20 protein-coding genes and 1 pseudogene are annotated in these 18,959 nt (G+C 68.2%); 13 read left to right on the top strand and 8 right to left on the bottom strand.

The window, feature by feature from the left end; all coding sequences use genetic code 11:
* Positions 1-6 precede the first annotated feature (6 nt).
* Positions 7-1,128: a hypothetical protein gene (locus RJ1_RS04605; RefSeq protein WP_073358794.1), complete on the bottom strand. Its 1,122-nt coding sequence runs from the start codon at positions 1,126-1,128 to the stop codon at positions 7-9.
* Between the two features lie 258 nt (positions 1,129-1,386).
* Between RJ1_RS04605 and RJ1_RS04600 the strand changes: the two genes are divergently transcribed.
* The 6 genes and pseudogenes from RJ1_RS04600 (at position 1,387) to RJ1_RS04575 (ending at position 5,723) form a co-directional block, all read left to right on the top strand.
* Positions 1,387-1,962 carry a TerD family protein gene (locus tag RJ1_RS04600; RefSeq protein ID WP_009475137.1) on the top strand — a complete coding sequence of 192 codons (576 nt, stop codon included), beginning with the start codon at positions 1,387-1,389 and terminating at the stop codon, positions 1,960-1,962.
* Between the two features lie 118 nt (positions 1,963-2,080).
* Positions 2,081-3,222, top strand: a pseudogene (locus RJ1_RS04595) (DUF475 domain-containing protein).
* Positions 3,223-3,302: 80 nt separating this feature from the next.
* The gene (locus RJ1_RS04590; RefSeq protein WP_073358793.1) at positions 3,303-3,926 is read left to right on the top strand and encodes an AIM24 family protein; all 624 of its coding nucleotides are present in this window, start codon (positions 3,303-3,305) and stop codon (positions 3,924-3,926) included.
* 5 nt (positions 3,927-3,931) lie between these two features.
* A complete protein-coding gene (locus tag RJ1_RS04585) occupies positions 3,932-4,633 on the top strand; it encodes an AIM24 family protein (RefSeq protein WP_073358900.1) in 702 nt (233 codons plus the stop codon).
* Positions 4,630-5,385, top strand: coding sequence for an AIM24 family protein (locus tag RJ1_RS04580; protein WP_011595185.1), 756 nt, complete (start codon positions 4,630-4,632; stop codon positions 5,383-5,385). The genes RJ1_RS04585 and RJ1_RS04580 overlap by 4 nt, the downstream gene beginning before the upstream one ends.
* Before the next feature lie 110 nt (positions 5,386-5,495).
* Positions 5,496-5,723, top strand: coding sequence for a hypothetical protein (locus RJ1_RS04575; protein ID WP_073358792.1), 228 nt, complete (start codon positions 5,496-5,498; stop codon positions 5,721-5,723).
* Positions 5,724-5,802: 79 nt separating this feature from the next.
* On the opposite strand, the gene RJ1_RS04570 is transcribed toward RJ1_RS04575, so the two are convergent.
* Positions 5,803-6,285 carry a hypothetical protein gene (locus RJ1_RS04570; RefSeq protein WP_073358791.1) on the bottom strand — a complete coding sequence of 161 codons (483 nt, stop codon included), beginning with the start codon at positions 6,283-6,285 and terminating at the stop codon, positions 5,803-5,805.
* A gap of 53 nt (positions 6,286-6,338) precedes the next feature.
* Positions 6,339-6,788, bottom strand: a complete 450-nt coding sequence (locus RJ1_RS04565) for a PPOX class F420-dependent oxidoreductase (protein WP_073358790.1) — start codon at positions 6,786-6,788, stop codon at positions 6,339-6,341.
* Positions 6,789-6,894: 106 nt separating this feature from the next.
* Here RJ1_RS04565 and RJ1_RS04560 point away from each other — a divergent pair, with 106 nt between their 5' ends.
* Together RJ1_RS04560 and RJ1_RS04555 are read left to right on the top strand one after the other, a co-directional pair.
* Positions 6,895-7,524 carry a hypothetical protein gene (locus RJ1_RS04560; protein WP_073358789.1) on the top strand — a complete coding sequence of 210 codons (630 nt, stop codon included), beginning with the start codon at positions 6,895-6,897 and terminating at the stop codon, positions 7,522-7,524.
* A 135-nt stretch (positions 7,525-7,659) separates the two neighbouring features.
* Positions 7,660-9,000 carry a potassium channel family protein gene (locus tag RJ1_RS04555; RefSeq protein WP_073358788.1) on the top strand — a complete coding sequence of 447 codons (1,341 nt, stop codon included), beginning with the start codon at positions 7,660-7,662 and terminating at the stop codon, positions 8,998-9,000.
* A 4-nt stretch (positions 9,001-9,004) separates the two neighbouring features.
* Here the strand turns inward: RJ1_RS04555 and RJ1_RS04550 are convergent, their stop codons facing one another.
* The 3 genes from RJ1_RS04550 to RJ1_RS04540 are packed head-to-tail and all read right to left on the bottom strand — an operon-like array spanning position 9,005 to position 11,211.
* Positions 9,005-9,409 (bottom strand): RidA family protein, encoded by a 405-nt coding sequence (locus RJ1_RS04550; protein WP_073358787.1) that lies wholly within the window; start codon positions 9,407-9,409, stop codon positions 9,005-9,007.
* A 46-nt stretch (positions 9,410-9,455) separates the two neighbouring features.
* On the bottom strand, positions 9,456-10,205 hold the full coding sequence (locus RJ1_RS04545) for an IclR family transcriptional regulator (protein ID WP_073358786.1): 750 nt from the start codon (positions 10,203-10,205) through the stop codon (positions 9,456-9,458).
* Positions 10,206-10,209: 4 nt separating this feature from the next.
* The gene (locus RJ1_RS04540; protein ID WP_073358785.1) at positions 10,210-11,211 is read right to left on the bottom strand and encodes a sugar kinase; all 1,002 of its coding nucleotides are present in this window, start codon (positions 11,209-11,211) and stop codon (positions 10,210-10,212) included.
* Positions 11,212-11,433: 222 nt separating this feature from the next.
* Between RJ1_RS04540 and RJ1_RS04535 the strand changes: the two genes are divergently transcribed.
* The 4 genes from RJ1_RS04535 to RJ1_RS04520 are packed head-to-tail and all read left to right on the top strand — an operon-like array spanning position 11,434 to position 16,461.
* The gene (locus RJ1_RS04535) at positions 11,434-12,756 is read left to right on the top strand and encodes an amino acid deaminase (protein ID WP_073358784.1); all 1,323 of its coding nucleotides are present in this window, start codon (positions 11,434-11,436) and stop codon (positions 12,754-12,756) included.
* A gap of 23 nt (positions 12,757-12,779) precedes the next feature.
* Positions 12,780-14,399, top strand: coding sequence for an N-acyl-D-amino-acid deacylase family protein (locus tag RJ1_RS04530; RefSeq protein ID WP_073358783.1), 1,620 nt, complete (start codon positions 12,780-12,782; stop codon positions 14,397-14,399).
* On the top strand, positions 14,396-15,025 hold the full coding sequence (locus RJ1_RS04525) for a bifunctional 4-hydroxy-2-oxoglutarate aldolase/2-dehydro-3-deoxy-phosphogluconate aldolase (RefSeq protein ID WP_073358782.1): 630 nt from the start codon (positions 14,396-14,398) through the stop codon (positions 15,023-15,025). Before RJ1_RS04530 ends, RJ1_RS04525 begins: the two co-directional genes overlap by 4 nt.
* A gap of 44 nt (positions 15,026-15,069) precedes the next feature.
* Positions 15,070-16,461, top strand: a complete 1,392-nt coding sequence (locus RJ1_RS04520; protein ID WP_073358781.1) for a GntP family permease — start codon at positions 15,070-15,072, stop codon at positions 16,459-16,461.
* Here the strand turns inward: RJ1_RS04520 and RJ1_RS04515 are convergent.
* On the bottom strand, positions 16,458-17,309 hold the full coding sequence (locus RJ1_RS04515) for a spermidine synthase (RefSeq protein ID WP_073358780.1): 852 nt from the start codon (positions 17,307-17,309) through the stop codon (positions 16,458-16,460). The two genes, RJ1_RS04520 and RJ1_RS04515, sit on opposite strands and share 4 nt — an antisense overlap.
* A gap of 120 nt (positions 17,310-17,429) precedes the next feature.
* Between RJ1_RS04515 and RJ1_RS04510 the strand changes: the two genes are divergently transcribed.
* Positions 17,430-17,759 (top strand): hypothetical protein, encoded by a 330-nt coding sequence (locus RJ1_RS04510; protein WP_073358779.1) that lies wholly within the window; start codon positions 17,430-17,432, stop codon positions 17,757-17,759.
* Between the two features lie 39 nt (positions 17,760-17,798).
* Here the strand turns inward: RJ1_RS04510 and RJ1_RS04505 are convergent, their stop codons facing one another.
* The gene (locus RJ1_RS04505) at positions 17,799-18,878 is read right to left on the bottom strand and encodes a PQQ-dependent sugar dehydrogenase (protein ID WP_073358778.1); all 1,080 of its coding nucleotides are present in this window, start codon (positions 18,876-18,878) and stop codon (positions 17,799-17,801) included.
* Positions 18,879-18,959 lie beyond the last annotated feature (81 nt).

Genomic DNA, 18,959 nt, shown 5'->3' with positions numbered 1-18,959 from the left:
CCCGTGTCATCGCTGCGCTGTGTGTCCTCTCATCTTCTGAACCACCTCGGCGATGAACGCCGACACGGCATCGAGCTGGGCGACGTACGCCCAGTAGTCGGGATGCCTCCCGGTCAGTGTCCCTGCAACTCGGTCTATCCGCTCGAGCTGAGCGTCGAGAACCGACCCCCATTCCCTCACGAGCCCACGATTGACAGCCAACATCTGGGCGTCGCGGAGGCGAAATCTGATCTCGTTCTCCTTCGCCCGCGGGTTCTCGCGGACCTGCCGCAGCAACAGCAGACGATCGGTGACGCCGTCCACGTTCGCCTCGGCATCGACCAGGTGCGTCCTGGCCGCGGCCGTCAGATCCAGCGCGCCCTCGGGATTGCCCGCAGTCAGAGCCTTCCGGGCCTGCGCGAGATCGGTCTCCGCCTGCTCGATGTGCGTGCGGCTCTCGCGGTCGTTGTGGACGAGATCCGCCGAACTGGCCGCGTTGAACTCGCGGAGCAGGGCCGAATAGGCCGGTGCGAGGCGTTCGGCCCGAGTCTGCACCGCGGCGATCCTCGTCGTCACCGACGACACCGCGTGCGCCGCGTCCCGCTCCTTGGACGGCGCGGATGCCAACGCCTGCTCGAGCGCCGCCGACTCCTCCCGCACGCGCGCTGCCGATTCGCGGACCGAATTGGCCCCGCGGGCACCCTGCAGCGCCACGACCGCGGCGTCGAGTGCCGCTCCCCGCTCGCGCACCGACGGGTACCCGGCGTAGGCGGCGCCCTCGGTCTGCACCCGCTGCTGCGCCGCGGAGGCGACCTGGAGTGCCTGCTGCGCGAGTTGGGGAACAGCCGCCAGCATCGCAGTCGACTCCTCGAGGTGCCCGCGGTGTGTGCGATAGAACTCGTCGAGCGTCTGCGTTGCCGCCACCAGCTGCCGTGTCACCTGCTCGAAGGCTGCGGTGGCCGCAGGCGACGGGTCGTCGCCGAACTGGTCTTCGGCCGCGAGATACGCCGACGCGGCCTGGTAGCAGCCGTCGCGAACCGGTTCCCACGCTCGCCGGACTCCGCGGTCGGGGGTGAGTTGCTGGGACGCGTCCACGGCCGCGGCGGCGATGCTCTGCCGGTTGTCCATATCGAGGAACGCTGCGACCATCGTGTCGTGGGCGCGACGAGCCGAGTCGTCGTGTCGGGCTCTTCCTCGGAAGCGTCCCGCCCATCCGCTCGTCACGTCCTGAATCGTACTGGTCGGGGCGACACCACCGGCGGGACCGGAATCGCCTGTGGACAAACCTGTGGACAGTTCGCGGGATGGGACAAGTCGGACAAATTCATTATCGTGGTGTTGCACGACGAACCCGGAACTTCGACAGCAGTCGAGGGTCCACCCACCTCCTCTCGAAAGGACCCCTGAATGGGCGTCAGCTTGACCAAGGGCGGCAATGTTTCTCTCACGAAGGAGGCGCCGAACCTGACCGCGGTGGCTGTCGGACTCGGATGGGATGCCCGCTCGACCACCGGCACCGACTTCGACCTCGACGCCAGCGCCATCGGTGCGGGTGCCGACAAGAAGGTCGTGTCGGACCAGCACTTCGTGTTCTTCAACAACCTGCGCTCCCCCGACGGCTCGATCGAGCACATCGGCGACAACACCACCGGTGCCGGTGAAGGCGACGACGAGGTGATCAACGTCAACCTGGCGGCGGTCCCAGCGAACATCGAGAGCATCCTCTTCCCCGTCTCCATCTACGATGCAGAGACGCGTTCGCAGTCGTTCGGTCAGGTGCGCAACGCCTACATCCGCGTCGTCGACCAGGCCAACGGCAACGAGCTCGCTCGCTACGACCTGTCCGAGGACGCATCGACCGAGACCGCTATGGTCTTCGGCGAGCTGTACCGCAACGGCGCAGAGTGGAAGTTCCGCGCCATCGGCCAGGGCTACGCGTCCGGTCTGGCCGGCATCGCCCGCGACTACGGCGTCAACGTCTGACAGTCGTTTCGTTCTCCAGCCGGGGGAGGGTTTCACGGCCCTGACGTGAAACCCTCCCCCGGTGTTCGTCCACCTGCAGTAGCCACCCTGCATGCCCACTAGAGAAAGGCCACGCTTCGTGGTTCTGCGAATATTCGGTCTCTCCTTCGCCGTGACGGTGATCTCCCTCATCGTCGCCGCGATCTACGGAGGCCCCCAGGCCGTCCTCCTCGTGGTGATCCTCTCGATCCTCGAGATCTCGCTGTCCTTCGACAACGCCGTCATCAACGCCACCGTCCTGCGACGCATGAGCGAGTTCTGGCAGAAGATCTTCCTCACCGTCGGCATCGTCATCGCGGTGTTCGGCATGCGACTGGTCTTCCCCCTCGTCATCGTGTGCTCGCGTCCGGCCTCGGCCCCGTCGCCGCCCTCGACCTGGCTCTCAACCCGCCTGCCGACGGTGCCGCGTACTTCCCCGACGGCAGCGCCAGCTACGAAACCCTGCTCACCGACGCGCACCCGCAGATCGCGGCGTTCGGCGGCATGTTCCTGCTCATGCTGTTCCTCGGCTTCATCCTGGAAGAGCGCGAGATCACCTGGCTGTCCTGGCTGGAGAAGCCCCTCGCCCGCGCGGGCAAGCTCGACCAGCTCGCCGTCATCATCGCCGGCGCGCTGCTGCTGATCACCGCCGCCTACATCGCCCCCGCGGACACGGTCTCCACGGTGATGATCGCCGGTGTCCTCGGCATGGTCACGTACATCGCCGTCAACGGCCTCGGTGAGCTGTTCAACACTCCCGAGGAAGACGAGAACGGCGAGGTGGCCGAGGGATCGAGCGGCGGCCCGACCACCCTGGCCAAGGCCACCGGCAAGGCCGGGTTCTTCCTGTTCCTCTACCTCGAGGTCCTCGACGCGTCGTTCTCCTTCGACGGCGTGATCGGCGCCTTCGCGATCACGTCCGACCCGATCATCATCGCCCTCGGCCTCGGCTTCGTCGGCGCGATGTTCGTCCGCTCCATCACGGTGTTCCTGGTCCGCAAGGGCACCCTGTCGGACTACGTGTACCTCGAGCACGGCGCCCACTGGGCCATCGGCGCACTGGCCGTCATCCTGCTGGTGTCCATCGGCTACCACGTCAACGAGAACATCACCGGACTCGTCGGTGTCGCCCTCATCGGCGCCGCGTTCATCTCCAGCATCGTCCGCAACCGCAAGGCGGTCGCAGCGGGCGGCAGCCTGGAGGACGACGTGGACGAGCAGACGTCGGTGTCCGTCGGCTAGGTTCTGCCTGTACTCACATCCAGCGGCAGTGCTCGTGACTCGGTCACGGGCACTGCCGCTCGACACTGGAAAGGGCACCCATGGGGCGGCTGCTCGAGAAGTCCACGAAGGTGGTGGAGGCGCAACTCGCCGGAACCACCATCCGGGCGATACAGGGTTCGATGATCGCCTACGAGGGCAACGTCGGTTTCAAGTCGGCGGGTTTCGGCGGCGGTGACGGTGTGCTCGCCGGCATGAAGCGGCGCGCGACCGGGGAGGCGCTGTCGTTGATGGAATGCTCCGGTCACGGTGTCGTGTATCTCGCCGTCGGCGGCCAGTACGTCTCCGTCGTCGACCTGGCGAACGAGACCCTGCAGGTGGAGTCGCAGCAGTTGCTCGCGCTGAGCGGCAACCTGAACACCAACGTCACCTTCACCGGGCTGCGAGGCGGGGTCGGCGGTCAGGGCCTGTTCACCACGACCGTCTCCGGCCAGGGCCAGGTGGCTCTGCTGTCGGCCGGTGGGCCGCTCGTCCACCTGGAGGTGTCGCCGCAGTACCCGCTCGTGGTCGATCCCGACGCGTTCGTCTCCGCGCGGGGGCAGGTGACGCAGTCGTTCGTGACCGACGTGTCGTGGCGCAACGCCGTGGGTCAGGGCAACGGTGAGGCGTTCTCCCTCAGGTGGGACGGTCACGGCGTCGTCTCCATTCAACCGGCAGAGCGGTGAACACCATGGTCTTCTCGAAGGTGAACTCGAAAGTCGTCAAGGTCGACGTCGGCGCCGCCGGCGGTGTGGTGGCCCGCACCGGCGCGATGCTGTTCTACACGGGTCAGGTCCAGTTCACGCCGCACCAGGTGCCGGGTTCGCAGTCGATGGCCGGCATGGGCGGATTCACCCGGATGGCCGGACGCATGATGCAGGGCGAGCACGAACGCACCATGCTGGCGCAGGGTCAGGGTGAGGTGCACTACGGCCACGCCGGACTCGAGGTGCACGTCGTCGACATGTCGCAGGGCGGCTCGCTGTGCGTCGAGGCGTCCCGGCTGCTCGCTCACAATGCGGGACTGCAGAGTTCGGTGATCTCGGTGACGAGTCAGGGTGGCGGCGGCGGTGGGCGCGGCATGCTCGGTGCCCTGCGCGGCGCCGCCGCGGGCGCACTCTCCGGTACCGGGATGTTCACGACGCAACTGTCGGGGTACGGGTCGGCGGTGCTGCTCGCGCACGGCGGTTTCATCGAACTTCCTGTGGGCGGACCGAATCCCGTGTTCGTCGACCCCGACGCGTTCGTCGGCACGTACGGAAGCGTCCAGGTGGAGCTGAAGTCGGCCGTCGGCTGGCGTGAGGCCATGGGCCGCGGTGTCGGGGAAGCAATGCAATTGCAGTGCACGGGTCAGGGCATCGTCTACGTTCAGGCTTCGGAGGAGAAACTGTGACCGCCATCCACAACCCGTCGACTCTCGGCGCCAGCGACAACATTCCCGACAACAGCTACGCATTCTGCATCGACCTCACCGCGCCGTGGTTCATCCGCAAGGGCGCGATGATCGCGTACTACGGCCAGATGCAGTTCCAGGCCCTGACCCACGGATTGCACGGCGCCGCACTGCACATGGTGGCCAACCAGTTCTCGGCGCCGCTGTACATGGGCGACTACGCGGTGGCCGAGGGGTTCGGAAAGCTGATCATCGGCGACCGCGGCTACGACATCAACTCCTACGACCTCGACGACGGCAACCTCACCATCCGGGCGTCGAATCTCCTTGCGTTCGAACCGGGTCTGGCCCTGAACCAGTCCATCGTGCCCGGATTCCTGACGCTCATCGGAACCGGCAAGTTCCTGGCGTCGTCCAACGGTCCGGTGATGTTCGCCGAACCTCCGCTGCGGATCGACCCCGAGGCGCTCGTCGGCTGGGCCGACTGCCCGTCCCCCAGCCACCATTACGACCAGGGGTGGATCAGCAACTTCCTCGCGGCCGGCGCCCACATGATGGGAATCAATTCCGGGGAGGAACGGCAGTTCGACTTCACCGGCGCCGGAACGGTTCTGATCCAGTCGAGCGAGAAGGTCCTCAGCGACACCCATGTCGTGCGCAGCATCGAGGGTCAGATCCACGGCATCACCCCGAGCGGTCTGCAACGGCTCAACGGCGTGATCGCGGCCAAGCTGGCGGAGCAGCCTCGCTGACCTTCAGGAGATTGACAGGCTGAGCGAAGAGTTGTGGCAGGGACCGGGAGCAATCTGATCTGTGTCAGGAAGTCCTGATACCGCATCCGATACGTTCCAGGAGGAACCGCATGAAGTCCGTCGTGACCAAGGCCGTCGCAACCGGTGGTATCGCCCTCGCAGCCCTCGGCATCGGGGCCGGTGTTGCCAGCGCCGACCCGGTGAACCACAACCCCGCCCCCGCTCAGCAGCAGGCCCCGCAGCCGCAGCCCCAGCCCCAGCACGCTCAGCAGCAGCAGGCTCCCGCGCCGAGCCCGCACGGATTCTGGTTCTTCGGCACCTGGGTTCCCCTGCCCTGATCTGCGTTCCCCTCGCAGAGCGAATGTGCCCTTCGACGCTTCCACGGCGCCGAAGGGCACCTTCGTACGTCCGGGAGGGCTAGCGGGCGGGCCGCAGACTCGGATTCGGGCCGAGGGTGATGGTGCGGGTTCTCGGCAGAAGACCGATCTCCTTCCACCCGACGGTCAGCGTGATCGTTCCCGACTCCGGGTAGTCGCTGATCCAGTAGTGCGGTGCGGAGTGGTATTCGGACGCGCCCTCGGCGTCCGGCTTCGACGGCGAATGGGGGTGGCGCGGATCGGCGACACCCTCCACGTCGTCGACGCGAACGTTCACCGCGAGGTACGACCACCGCGCAGACGGATCGTCGGGATCGTCGAGCGGACGTGTCTCGTGGCGCGCCAGATCGGCGGATCTGCCTCTCGCCGTCAGTTCGATGTGCAGCTGCATGCCCGTCGGGTGGGCGACGACCTCCGACAGGCGCAGGCTCACATCGCGGCTCGTCACGAGCTCGACCGGCCCGTGCACCACGACTCCCTCCGTGGCGGGCGGTGGTGCCGCCGGCCACCGCCTCCTGCGCATGTCTCAATCGTCCCACCGGCCACGACCGGCTGCCACAGCTACGTTTCGCCGGCTCAGGGCAGCTGGGCCATGCCGTACACGTTCGTCGCGCGGACCCGGAGCACCTGCCGGCGCTCGGACACCATCGCCCGGCGGAAATCCTCCCAGTCGTCGTGCTCTTTTCCCGCCGCCTGCCGAAACACCTCGACGAGTTCGTCCGCCGCCGCGTCGTGCGGATCCGCCGCGACCGCGCTCAGTTCCGCGTCGCCTTCGATCACCGCGTAGCTCCAGAAGTCGGTGGCGCTGACGTGCAGCGACACCCGGGGGTCGCGCGCGGCGTTCCGGGTCTTGGCACGATCGGCCGTCACCGACACCCGCGCGGTCCGGGTGTCGGGGTCCCAGGCGTAGATCACGTTCGACAGCTGCGGCCGGCCGTCACGTTTGATCGTCGCGAGGACGGCCCGGCTGTGAGAGGCGACGAGGTCGAGAAGTGGACGTCGGTCGTCATTCGCTTCGAGGCTCATGACTGACCAAACCACGGTCACCGAGGCGGTGTTCCCGTTCCTCCACGCGGGATGCTCACGCCTCGTTTGCCTCGGGTAAGGAACCGGAACTCGCGAGGTGAAAGCCATGGACACGACGATGGTGAGAATCGGTGGAGCGCTCGGGGTCCTGTCGGCTCTGGTCATGATCCCGGCGTACGTCGTGGGGACGCCGGATCGTCCGATCGACACGACGGAGGCGGAACGGTACTACTCGTCGTACTCGGGTTTCGTCACCGCCAACGGCGTGGTTCCGATCCTGCACGTGCTGTTCTTCCTGTTCTTCCTCGGCGCGCTCGCCGGGCTGCTGCGGCGGGCGGACGGCGACCGGACCGGCCTCGCGAGCACGGCGCTGGCCGGTGGAATCGTGTTCGTAGCCCTGACCGCGGCCGGGTTCACGGCGGAGGTCGCGTACCCCGCGACCCTCGTGCGTTTCGACGAACTGCCGTTCGACGATCAGATCGCGCCGCTCCTGCTGACGATCGCGTCGTGGTTCTATCACTACTGCCAGGTGGGCACGGCGGTGATGATCTTCGCGACCTCCCTCGTCGTGTGGCGGACGGGAGTTCTGCCGCGCTGGACGCTGGTCGGCGCGATCCTGGGAGTGGTTGCCCTGCTGCACACCTGGTTCCCGTTGACCGCCGCTCTGAGCGGCCTGGTCTGGATCGGCGTGATCGGACTCGTCCTCGCGATCCAGGGCGCTCCTACCGACGGGTAGGACGCCGGGATCGGAAACCATTGGCCGATAACGTGTTCCAGGAAATCTCAGGCTACTGACCGGTACACATTCTCGTGTGGGATCCGCGGTTCTTCTCGGGTACGCTCTCGTGATCCCGAGCCGGAAGGACCACACGTGAACGACTCATATCTCGTCATCGGCGAAACCACCGTGGCCCGACGGGTCTGTGCGTCCCTCCGTGAAAGGGACTTTCAGGTGCGTCATCTCGTGGCCCCCGACGACGACGAGCTTCGTCTGGCCATGGCGGACGAACCCCGCGCGATGGCGGTCCTGGTGCGCGACGACGTGGTCGCGCTGCGGTACGCGCTGGCCGCCGCGCACATCTCGGCGTCGATCCCGTTGATGGTGACGATCTTCGACCGCACGGTCGCCGACCAGCTGTCCCAGCTGCTACCGCAGTGCGAGGTGACGTCGCCGGCAGACCTCGCCGCGCCCACGCTCGCCGGACCGTGCCTGGAGCCGGACCTCGTCGCAGCCCGCCACGCGGGCGAGCACATGCTGACGGTCCGGATGATCGACGGTCACCCGGAAGGCGCGCACGTCGACCTGCCCCGGCGGAACTGGTGGCGGGTGGCGGCGACCGGCGCGACCGGACTGCTGCGGTCGCACGACATCGGCACACGCATCCTGCTCGGCGGGCTCGCAGGGCTCCTCGCCGTCCTGTTCGCCGATTGGCTGTGGCTGATTCTCGGTCAGCACGTGGCACCGCTCGACGCATTCAACGAGGCGGTGCGGGTGGTGACCACCGTGGGTCCGGGAGCCGACACCCACGGCAGCCCCGCCTACGCGGTGTTCGCGTCGGTGGCGATGCTCTTCACCGTCGTGTTCACCGCGATGTTCACGGCCGGCATCATCGAGCGCCTGCTCGGCCCCCGCCTGGTCGGACTGGTGGGCAGCCGCGTCCTGCCCCGCTCCGGGCACGTCATCGTCGTCGGTCTGGGCCAGGTGGGGCTCCGGCTCTGCCGCGAGCTGCAGGCTCTCGGTGTCGCGGTGGTGGGGGTCGAGCGCGACCCGCACGCCAAGAACCTGCGGCTCGTGCGATCGATGAACATCCCGACCGTCGTCGGGCACGGCGGCGACCGCGAACTCCTCGAACGACTGGGTGTGCGCCGCGCGCTGGCGCTGGCGGCCGTCGGCTCCGACGACCTGGACAACATCGCGGTGTCGGTGGCGGCGCAGGCCCTGTCACCCGGACTGCGGCTGGTCCTGCGGGCCGGTGAGCAGGAGGCGATCGCGGAGACGAGGTCGCTGCTGCGGCTCGGCATCATCCGCGACGTCACCAGCCTCAGCGCTACATACGTGGTGGCCAAGCTGATCGGCCTGCAACCGCAGGGCGTCGTGGCGGACGGCAGCCACCTCTACCTGGAGGTGCCGACGTCGGACACGTCCGAGCCCGTCTTCACCGAACTGCCCGTGTCCCCGCGGATGAGCTGCCGGCACCTCGTCACCGCGTAACGGCCTATCCCGTCACGGCCAGCGCGTCGATCTCGACGAGCATGACCTCGTGCGGGAGGTCGACGAACACCGTGGTCCGGCACGGCAACTGCCCGCTCGGCACGTTCTCCGCGATGAATTCTCCGTACACGTCGTTCATCGCGGCGAAGTCGTCGCGCGTGGTGAGGTAGACACGGAACATCAGGACGTCCTCGACGCTCGCGCCGCCGGCTTCGAGGATGGCCTTGACGTTCTCGAGGGTGCGACGGGTCTGCTCGCGGACGTCGCCCTCGGCGATGTACTTGTTGGTGACGGGGTCCATCGGGCCCTGCCCGGACACCTGGAGCATGTTGCCCTTCTTGATGCCCTGGCTGAACGTGTGCGCGGGGGCGGGGGCGCCTTCGGTGCGGACGACGGTGGTCTCGGTCATGTCGATTCTCCTGTGTGTTGTTACTTTTCGATCGGACGGGGGACGGTCAGGGTTGGGCGCGGTATCCGCAGTCGCGGGAGATCCGCGCCCCCACGGCCTGCAGGGGTTCGAGGAGGTCGAGGACGCGTTCGTAGGTGAGCACGACGTCGGGGACCGAGACCGAGACGGCGGCGACGACGCGGCCGGACGCGCCGCGGATCGGCACGCCGATGCAGTTGACGGACGGCTCGTTCTCCTCCTGATCGTGCGCCCAGCCCTGCTCTCGGACCAGGCGGATCTCGTCGAGATAGCGTTCGGGAGTCGTGATGGTGTTGGCGGTGCGCGAGGAGAAGTCCATCGAGTCGACGATGGGCCGCAGCTCCGAGTCCGGCAGGTCGGCGAGAATCACCTTCGCGACCGCGGTGGAATTGAGGTTGGCGCGCAGACCGATTCGCGAATACATCCTGATCTGATCGTGCGATTCGAGTTTGTCGATGTACACCACGTCACCGCCCTCCATCGCCGCGAGGTGCGTGGTGCGCCCGTATTCGCGGTTGAACGCCACGAGGTGCGGTGACGCGATGCGCCGCACCTCCCGCTGATCGGTGGCCTGCGCGGCGAGTTCGAAGATGCGGGATCCGAGGTGGTACTGGTTGCTGTTGTCGCGGAATGTGAACCGCTCGTCGGACAGCGTACGGAGCAGCCGCAGCACGGTCGTCTTGTGGACACCGGTGGATTCGGCCAGCTGGTCGAGATTGGCGGGACCGTTGCCGAGCTGCACCAGCAGGTGCAGGGCACGGGAGACACTCTGACTCATTCGTTCACTCCACTTTCTCCAGGGAGAAGCCGTCGGCAGTGACGACCGTTGCCGCCCAGTCCGATTCGGAACACTCGAGAAGGGCGTCGAGCACGTCGGCGGGCGGCGGCGCCGAGTCCGCTGCCACCGTCAGGGTGGCGGCGGCACCGATGTGCCCCCGGCGCAGGCAGCGCGACTGGTCCTCGCCGCGCACGATCCCGCTGAGGTACCCGGCAGCGAAAGCGTCACCCGCGCCGACGGGTTCGACGACGTCGACGCGGAGCGCGGGGACCGCGACACTGCGCCCGCTCCGATCGACGGCCAGCGCCCGGAGTGCTCCGTCCTTGACGACGACGGTGGCGGGCGCCGGCAGGATGAGCCGCAACTCGTGCGGATCCGCGGTGCCCAGAACGCGCTCGGCCTCGTCCGCGCCTACGAGAACGAGATCGGCGAGATTCGCCAGTTCCACGACCAACCGCGGGTCGCCTTCGGGCCACAGTTGTTCGCGCCAGTTGACGTCGAAGCTGACCACGCCGGAAATTCCCGGCCGGTCGCGGAGCAGCCTGCGCATCAGTGCGAGGCACGAATCGGACAGGGCGGGGGTGATTCCGCTGCAGTGGACGACGGCGGCGCTGCCGAACAGTTCCGCGACCGCCGGAGTGTCGAGGAAAGCGGGGTCCATGGCCGACGCCGCCGAACCCGCTCGGGAGTACAGGCTGTCGGTCCGCGGCTCACCGTGTTCGTCGAGGGCGGTGGACTTCGAGTAGTGCCCGGTGGGCCTGCCGGGGTCGACCTCGATCGCGCGGACGTCGACGCCCCGCGCCTGCAGTTCGGTGCGGATGAGGGCACCGAAGTCGTCGTCGCCGAGTCGGCCGACCCAGGCGGCCGGGACACCCAGCGCGGCGAGTCCGGCGGCGACGTTCGCCTCGGCGCCGGCCAGGTGGAGTGTCGCGTCCGGGGCCACGAGGACCATCGCCTCACCGAGGCACGCGACACCGGACTCGGGGGTGGGGGTCGATTCCTGCACTTGTTACCTCTACGACTGCTCGGACCGGCACGGGGATGGCGTATGGAGGGCGCTCGTCCGGGCGATGCATGCCACACCGGACCGTTGACGAGGACCCAGGCCAATGCTAGACATAGGTGACTCGAAAACGCAATCATCGTTGCATACAGTGCAACGTAGCACTTCAAGTGGCCTTCTTCCGATGAAGGCAATCCCCACAGAACCCGAATGACAGGATCGACGATGACGATCAGCGGAACGGACGCCCTCGATTCCGGCGCCCTGGCCGAGCTCGACGAGATGCGCTTGTCCGACGTGGACAAGGCCCTCCCCTCCGCCGCGCACGGCCGGACCAAGACGGAGTTCCTCGCGACGCAGCCGAGACTGTCCGCCTTCAGCACGCCGGTGATGGTCCTCGACGAGACGGCCATCGCCGCCAATCTCGACACCATGGCCGCGTGGTGTGCGGCGCACGGCGTCGACCTCGCTCCGCACGGCAAGACGACCATGTCGCCGGTGCTGTGGGACCGGCAGATCCGCAGCGGCGCGTGGGGGATCACGCTCGCGAACTTCGGTCAGCTCCGGGTGGCGGTCCGCTTCGGTGCGCGCCGGGTGCAGATCGCCAACTCGCTGGTCGACCCGACCGCGTTGCGGTGGCTGGCCGGGCAGATGGAAACGAACCCCGACCTCGAGGTCCTGATGTGGGCCGACTCCCCGCAGACCGTCGACGCGATGACCGCGGCGCTCGCGGATGTCGCGGTAGTCCGTCCGCTGCCCGTGCTCGTCGAACTCGGCGGCGAGGGCGGACGCACCGGCGCCCGATCCGTGGCCGAGGCCGTGGCCGTCGCCGACCGCATCGCGGAGAGCCCGGCGCTGCGGCTGGCCGGCGTCTCCGGTTACGAAGGGGCGCTCGCACACGACGCCTCCGAGGAATCCCTCGCCCGGGTCAGGGAGTACCTCCGGTCGATGGCCGAAGTGCACCGCCTGTTCGAGACCGAGGGTCGCTACCCGCAGGGCCACGACGTCTACGTGACCGCGGGCGGCAGCGCCTACTTCGATGTGGTCGCCGAAGTGCTCGCCGAACTCGCTGGCGGCAGAACGAAAGTGGTGGTCCGGGCCGGCGCGTACATCATCCACGACGACGGCTTCTACACCGGCATCACACCCTTCGGGCGCGGCGAGAACACCGGCGCGCGGCGACTCGAGTCGGCGATGCACACCTGGGCCCGGGTGGTGTCCCGCCCCGAGCCCGGTCTGGCCCTGCTCGACGCCGGCAAGCGCGACGTCCCGTTCGACGAGGGCCTCCCCACCGCGCAGGTCGTCGCCGACCAACTCGGGTCGACGCCGCGTCCCCTCGTCGGCACCGAAGTGACCGCCGTCAACGACCAGCACGCGTTCCTGCAGCTCGATCCCTCACGGCCGGAACACGATCTGCGCGTCGGAGACGTCGTCCGCCTCGGCCTGTCCCACCCGTGCACCGCGTTCGACAAGTGGCGGTGGATTCCCGTCGTCGGTGACGACTCCGACGATCCGGTCGTCGTCGACCTGATCCGCACCTTCTTCTGATCCCGGCCGAGGAACCCCACACCATGACCACTCTGATCCGCTCCGCCACCGTCGTCGACGGCTCGGAGTCGCCGCGGTACCGCGCCGACGTGCTCGTCGACGGTGACCGGATCGCCGAAATCTGGCCCGAGTCAGCGCACTCCACAACCGAACGTCCCGCCGCGGACCGGGTGATCGACGCCGAAGGCCTCGTACTCGCGCCCGGATTCATCGACATGCACGCCCACTCGGACCTGCAGATCCTGCTGAACCCCGAGCACCCGTCGAGGATCACCCAGGGCGTCACCACCGAGGTGCTCGGTCAGGACGGGTTGTCGTACGCTCCCGTCACCGACGACGTGCTCGCAGTGGTCCGGCGCAAGATCGCGGGCTGGAACACCGACCCCGAGGATTTCGACTTCTCCTGGCGGAGCGTGGGCGAATACCTCGACCGGCTCGATCGCGGAATCGCCACCAACGTCGCGTATCTCGTTCCGCACGGAGTGGTCCGGGCACTCGTGGTCGGTTGGGACGACCGGCCGGCGACGCCGTCGGAGATCGAGGAGATGCAGCGCATCGTCGCGCAGGCCATGGCGGAGGGCGCGGTCGGGTTGTCTGCCGGGCTGACCTACACGCCGGGAATGTACGCGGACAACGAGGAACTGCTGGCCCTGTGCCGGACCGTCGCCGAGTACGGCGGCTACTTCTCCCCGCACCACCGCTCCTACGGCGCCGGCGCGATGGAGGCGTACGCCGAGATGGTCGACCTGACGTCGCGGGCCGGGTGCGCACTGCATCTCGCCCACGCCACGTTGAACTTCGGACCCAACAAGGGCCGCGCACCGGAACTGCTGGCCCTGCTCGACCGAGCCGTGTCCGCCGGGGCGGACATCAGCCTCGACACCTACCCCTACCTTCCCGGCGCCACCACGCTGTCGGCGATCCTGCCCAGCTGGGCGTCGGCAGGCAGCATGGAGCAGACACTCGACCGGCTCCGGGATCCGGTTGCGCTCGAACGCATCCGGGAGCATCTCGAGGTCACCGGCTCCGACGGCTGCCACGGCGTGATCGCCGAGTGGCACACCCTCGAGATCAGCGGCGTGCAGAACGCGGAACTCGACGGCTACGTCGGGAAGACCATCGCCGACATCGCCGCCGACGAGAACCGCGACCCCTTCGACGTGTGCATCGACATCCTGATCCGCGACCAGCTGGGCAGCGGCATCCTGCAGCACGTCGGTCACGAGGAGAACGTGCGCGCAATCATGCAGCACCCCCGGCACACCGGCGGCAGCGACGGACTGCTGGTCGGCGCGAAACCGCACCCACGCGGGTGGGGAACGTTCGCACGCTACCTCGGGCACTACAGCCGCGACCTCGGCCTGATGTCCCTCGAAGAATGCGTGGGCCACCTCAGCGGGCGAGCCGCGACCCGGTTGCGTCTCGTCGACCGCGGATTCGTCCGCCGCGGATTCGCCGCGGACCTCGTCCTGTTCGATCCGGACACGGTCGCCGACACCGCGACCTATGCTCAGCCGCGCCAGGCGGCGTCCGGCATCTCCCACGTTTTCGTCCGCGGCCGCCTCGCCCTCGAGGACGGCCGCCTCACCGGCGCCACCGCCGGAAGATCGTTGCGCCGCGAAGAAGGAGGAGCAGTCCGATGACCGAGATCGACATTCTGCGTGCCGACCGGGTACTGACCGTGGTACGCGCGGAGACCATCCCCGACGCCGCCGACCTGTGCCACGCACTGGCCGAGGGCGGCATCCGGACGGTCGAGTTGACGTTCACCACACCGGACGTGCTGCATCACCTCGGCCGCGCCGCCGACGCCGCAGCCTCGGCCGGCAGCATCCTCGGCGTCGGCACCGTCATGACCGGTGACCAGGCCGCGGCCGCGATCGACGCCGGCGCCCGGTTCCTCGTCACCCCCGGCATCCGCCCCGACGTCGCGAAGGTCGCTACGGGACGGTCCGTTCCCGTCTTCCTCGGCGCCTTCACCCCCACCGAGGTGGCCATGGCCGTGGACCTCGGATCCGCCGCGGTCAAGATCTTCCCCGCGAAGCGGCTGGGCCCCGACTACCTGTCCGATCTGCACGGCCCGTATCCCGGTGTCGAACTCCTGCCGTCCGGTGGGATCAACGGTTCCAACGCCCGCGAGTTCCTCGACGCCGGCGCCCTGGCCGTCTGCGCGGGCACCAGCGTCGTCCCGCCGTCCAGCGTCGCCGCAGGCAACTGGACCGATATCACCGACCGCGCACGATCGTTCGTCGCCGCGCTCACCCACTGACACTCACACTCGCCCGACCCCCACCCACCTCCCCTGGAGACGCAATGACGTCGTTCGTCGACTGGCTGCAGCACGACACAGCCGGACTCCTCACTCTCGCAGCGGTATCCATCGCCGTGCTGTTGATCCTCATCATCAAGCTGAAGCTCGAGCCGTTCATCGCGCTCATCGTTGTCGGTGTCGGCGTCGCTCTCATCGCGGGAGTGTCGGTGGTCGAACTGGTCGGCACCCCGACGTCGGCGGCCGACTCCATTCTGGAGAAGGGCTTCGGCGGGATCCTGGGGCACATCACCCCGATCATCGGCCTGGGCACCGTCCTCGGCGCGATGATGGAACGGTCCGGCGGCGCCGACGTCCTCACCGAACGGCTGCTGAAGTTGTTCGGGCCCAAGGGCGCACCGCTGGCGATGGGTGTCACCGGCCTCGTGCTCGGTATCCCCGTCTTCTTCGACATCGGCATCTTCATCCTCGCCCCGCTCGTGTACGTGGCGGCGAAGCGTGGCGGCAAGTCGCTCGTGATGTACGCGATGCCGATGCTGGCCGGTCTCTCCATGACCCACGCGTTCCTGCCGCCACACCCGGGGCCCGTCGCCGCGGCCGGGCTGCTGCACGTCGACATGGGCTGGATCATCATCATGGGACTCGCGTGCGGCATCCCCGCCTGGTTCGTCAGTGGCGTCGTCTGGGGCACCTGGATCGGCAAGCGCGTGATCATCGAGGTCCCGGACGAGTTCATCCCCGAGGAGAAGGACGCCGACAAGAACCCGCCGCCGCTCTGGCTGATCTCGTTCATCATCCTCGTGCCGATGGTGCTGATCCTCGGTGCGACGGTCGGCAACGTCGTCCTCGACGAAGGCTCGACACTGCTGTCGGTCCTGATCTTCCTCGGCACCCCCACCATCGCGCTGACCATCGCCGTCCTGCTGGCGCTGTACCTGCTCGGCATCCGGCGGGGAATCACGGCGCAGGAGATCGGCTCCATGTCCGCGGCAGCGCTGCGGCCGGTCGGCATGATCCTGCTGGTCGTCGGCGCCGGCGCGTTCTTCGGCGCGGTCCTGCGCGCCACCGGAGTCGGTCAGGCCCTCGCCGACTCGATGGACGCCCTCGGACTCCCGGTCATCCTGTCCGCGTACCTGATCAGTTGCGCGCTCCGCATCGCCCAGGGTTCGGCGACCGTCGCCATCGTCACCACCGCCGGCGTCATCGAACCGTCCGTCGCCGCAGGGAACTACTCCTCCGCGCAGATCGCGCTGATCGTGATCGCCGTGTCGGCAGGATCCATCATCGCCAGCCACGTCAACGACGGCGGATTCTGGATCGTGTCGCGGTATTTCAACATGTCGGTGAAGGACACCCTGAAGACGTGGACGGTGCTCGAAACCATCCTGTCGGTGGTCGGCTTCGCGATGGCGTCGCTGATCTGGGTGCTCGTCTAACCGTCGGAATCGGTGTCCCGCAGCACCCGCGCCGCACCGGCGAACGTCCGCACCTGCCGGTCGTCCCAGACATGGGCCGGCACACCGCCACCCAGCAGCGTGCGGACGAGAGCGGGTTCTTCGCCGATCGGCACGTCACTGCCCGCGATCACGATGTTGCCGTAGCGACGGCCCTTCAACATGGCGGGATCGGCGATCACGGTCGTGTGCGGAAACACGCCGGCGATGGTCGCTGCTTCCCGGCGCGCCATCACGAGGTCCCGGGTGTCGCCGCAATTGACCGCGTAGATCCCGCCCGGCGCCAGCACCCGTCGCACGTGCCCGGTGAACTCCGCCGTCGTCAGCGGTCGCGGCGTGGTGTTGCCGGCGAAGACGTCGCGCACGACCAGGTCGCGGCTCGACTCCGTCAACGTCTCGGTCACCGCCCGCGCCTCACCCACCCGCAATCGCAGCAGTGGCGCCCGCGGCAGGTCGAACCAGTCGCGCACCAACTCCGCGAGCCTGCCGTCGAGTTCGACCACCACCTGCCGGGCGTCCGGATACGTCGCGGCGAGATGGCGGGCCAGCGAGCAGGCACCGCCACCGAGGTGCAGAGCCCGCACCCGCTGGTCCCTCCCCCAGTGCGACGCGACCAGCTCCGCGATCCACCGCATGTACTCGAAAACGAGATGGGTGGGATCGGACAGGTCGATGTGGGAACTCTCCACCCCGTTCACCTTCAGCACCCAGCCGTGCGGGTTGAGATGGTCCTCCGCGAGTTCACACGTCCCCGTGTCGATCGGATACACCCCCGCGACGGGGCCGCTGTCGGATATCCGGACAGCCCGACCGCCGCGCTGCCTGCCCATCGACCGTCTTCCCTACTGCTCGCGCCGTCCACTCGCGTCTCCTGCGAGAATCGTCCTCCCACGATACCGGGACGACATGCGGGTGACCTACCGTGGAGACGCGCACGAGAAGGGAAGACGATGGAACCTCAGGAAGTCGACTTCGCGCACACCGAAGGCGCAGCGAAGCGGCGACGCGAGAAGGCGATGGGACTCGCGCGGTACGTGTGGGATCGCGGAATCAGCGGTCGGGAACTCCTCGACCTCACCGACGGCACGCTGCGCAAACTCGCCCGCGCGGCCGGGCCGAACCCGCCGAGCACCATGGAGACGTGGCTGACCGTGGTCGAACTGCTCGACCAGAAGACGGCGTGGGCGGAGCGTCACCCCGACCATCCCGCCGCCACCCCAACGCACCGTGACGAAAAGATCATGTGGGTGAAGCCGCCGATCGTGCCCTGGACCTCCTGACCTGTGAGTACTTATTAACCGCCCGCGGTTGATAAGTACTCACGGGCGGAGCATGAGGATCCGATCGTCACCGTCCCCGGGATCGCCGCGCCCGTCACGGTTGCTGGTGCTGAACCAGAGGGCACCGTCCGGTGTCGCGACAACGGTGCGCAATCGCCCGTACTCGCCTTCGAACAGCGACTGCGGTTCGCCGAGCGATCCGTCGCCGCCCACGGGGATTCGCCACAGTCGTTCGCCGCGCAGCGCCGCCATCCACAGGGAGCCGTCGTGGAAGGCGAGCCCGGACGGGGACGCGTCGCCGGTGGCCCACTGGATCACCGGATCGACGAAGCCCGCTTCGCCCGCCTGCCCCTCGACCTCCGGCCATCCGTAGTTGGCGCCGGGTTCGATCAGGTTCACCTCGTCCCAGGTGTTCGCCCCGAATTCGGTGGCCCACAGTCGGCCGGCATCGTCCCACGCGAGGCCCTGGACGTTGCGATGTCCGAGCGACCACACCGGTGAACCGGGGGTGGGATTGTCGGCCGGAATCGACCCGTCGGGGTTGATCCGCAGGATCTTGCCGCCGAGCGAGGACGGGTCCTGCGCGCGTGGCCGGTCACCGGCTTCACCGGTGGCGACATAAAGCTTGCCGTCCGGACCGAACGCGATTCGGCCGCCGTCGTGGATCGATCCAGCGGGGATGCCCGTCAGGATCGGGGTCGGCTCGCCGAGGCCGCGACCGTCGAAACGGAGGGCGACCACCCGGTTGTCGTCATCGGTGGTCAGGTACGCGTAGATCGTCTGATCCGACGCGTAGGCGGGCGACACGGCCAGGCCCAGCAGCCCCGATTCGCCGCGCGCCGCCACCCCGGGCACCTCGCCGATCACGGTCGTGACGCCGCCTGCCTGCAAGTGCCGGACGGCGCCGCTGTCCCGTTCGGCGATGAGCGCCGTCCCGTCGGGCAGGAACGCTATCCCCCACGGCACCTCGAGGTCGGCCGCGACCACGGTCGGCTCGCCTGCGGACGGCGCGGCGGCGGTGGACGGTGTCGAAACCTGCGCGGAACTCCCCTCGGACTGGCAGGCCGCGCACGTGACGGCCACCAGCACCGCGGTAGCCGCGAAAAGTCGCTGTCCCATGGATGTCCTCCCGTCGCGCGGCCGCACGCTGTCCATCCTCCCCCAGGTGAGTGGCAAAGTATCCTCGAGCACGCATCGTCA

The organism is Rhodococcus jostii NBRC 16295 (assembly GCF_001894825.1).
Classification (GTDB): Bacteria; Actinomycetota; Actinomycetes; order Mycobacteriales; family Mycobacteriaceae; genus Rhodococcus_F; species Rhodococcus_F jostii.
The sequence above is the reverse complement of the archived record's forward strand: the minus strand, read 5'-3'. Positions and strand labels throughout refer to the sequence as shown.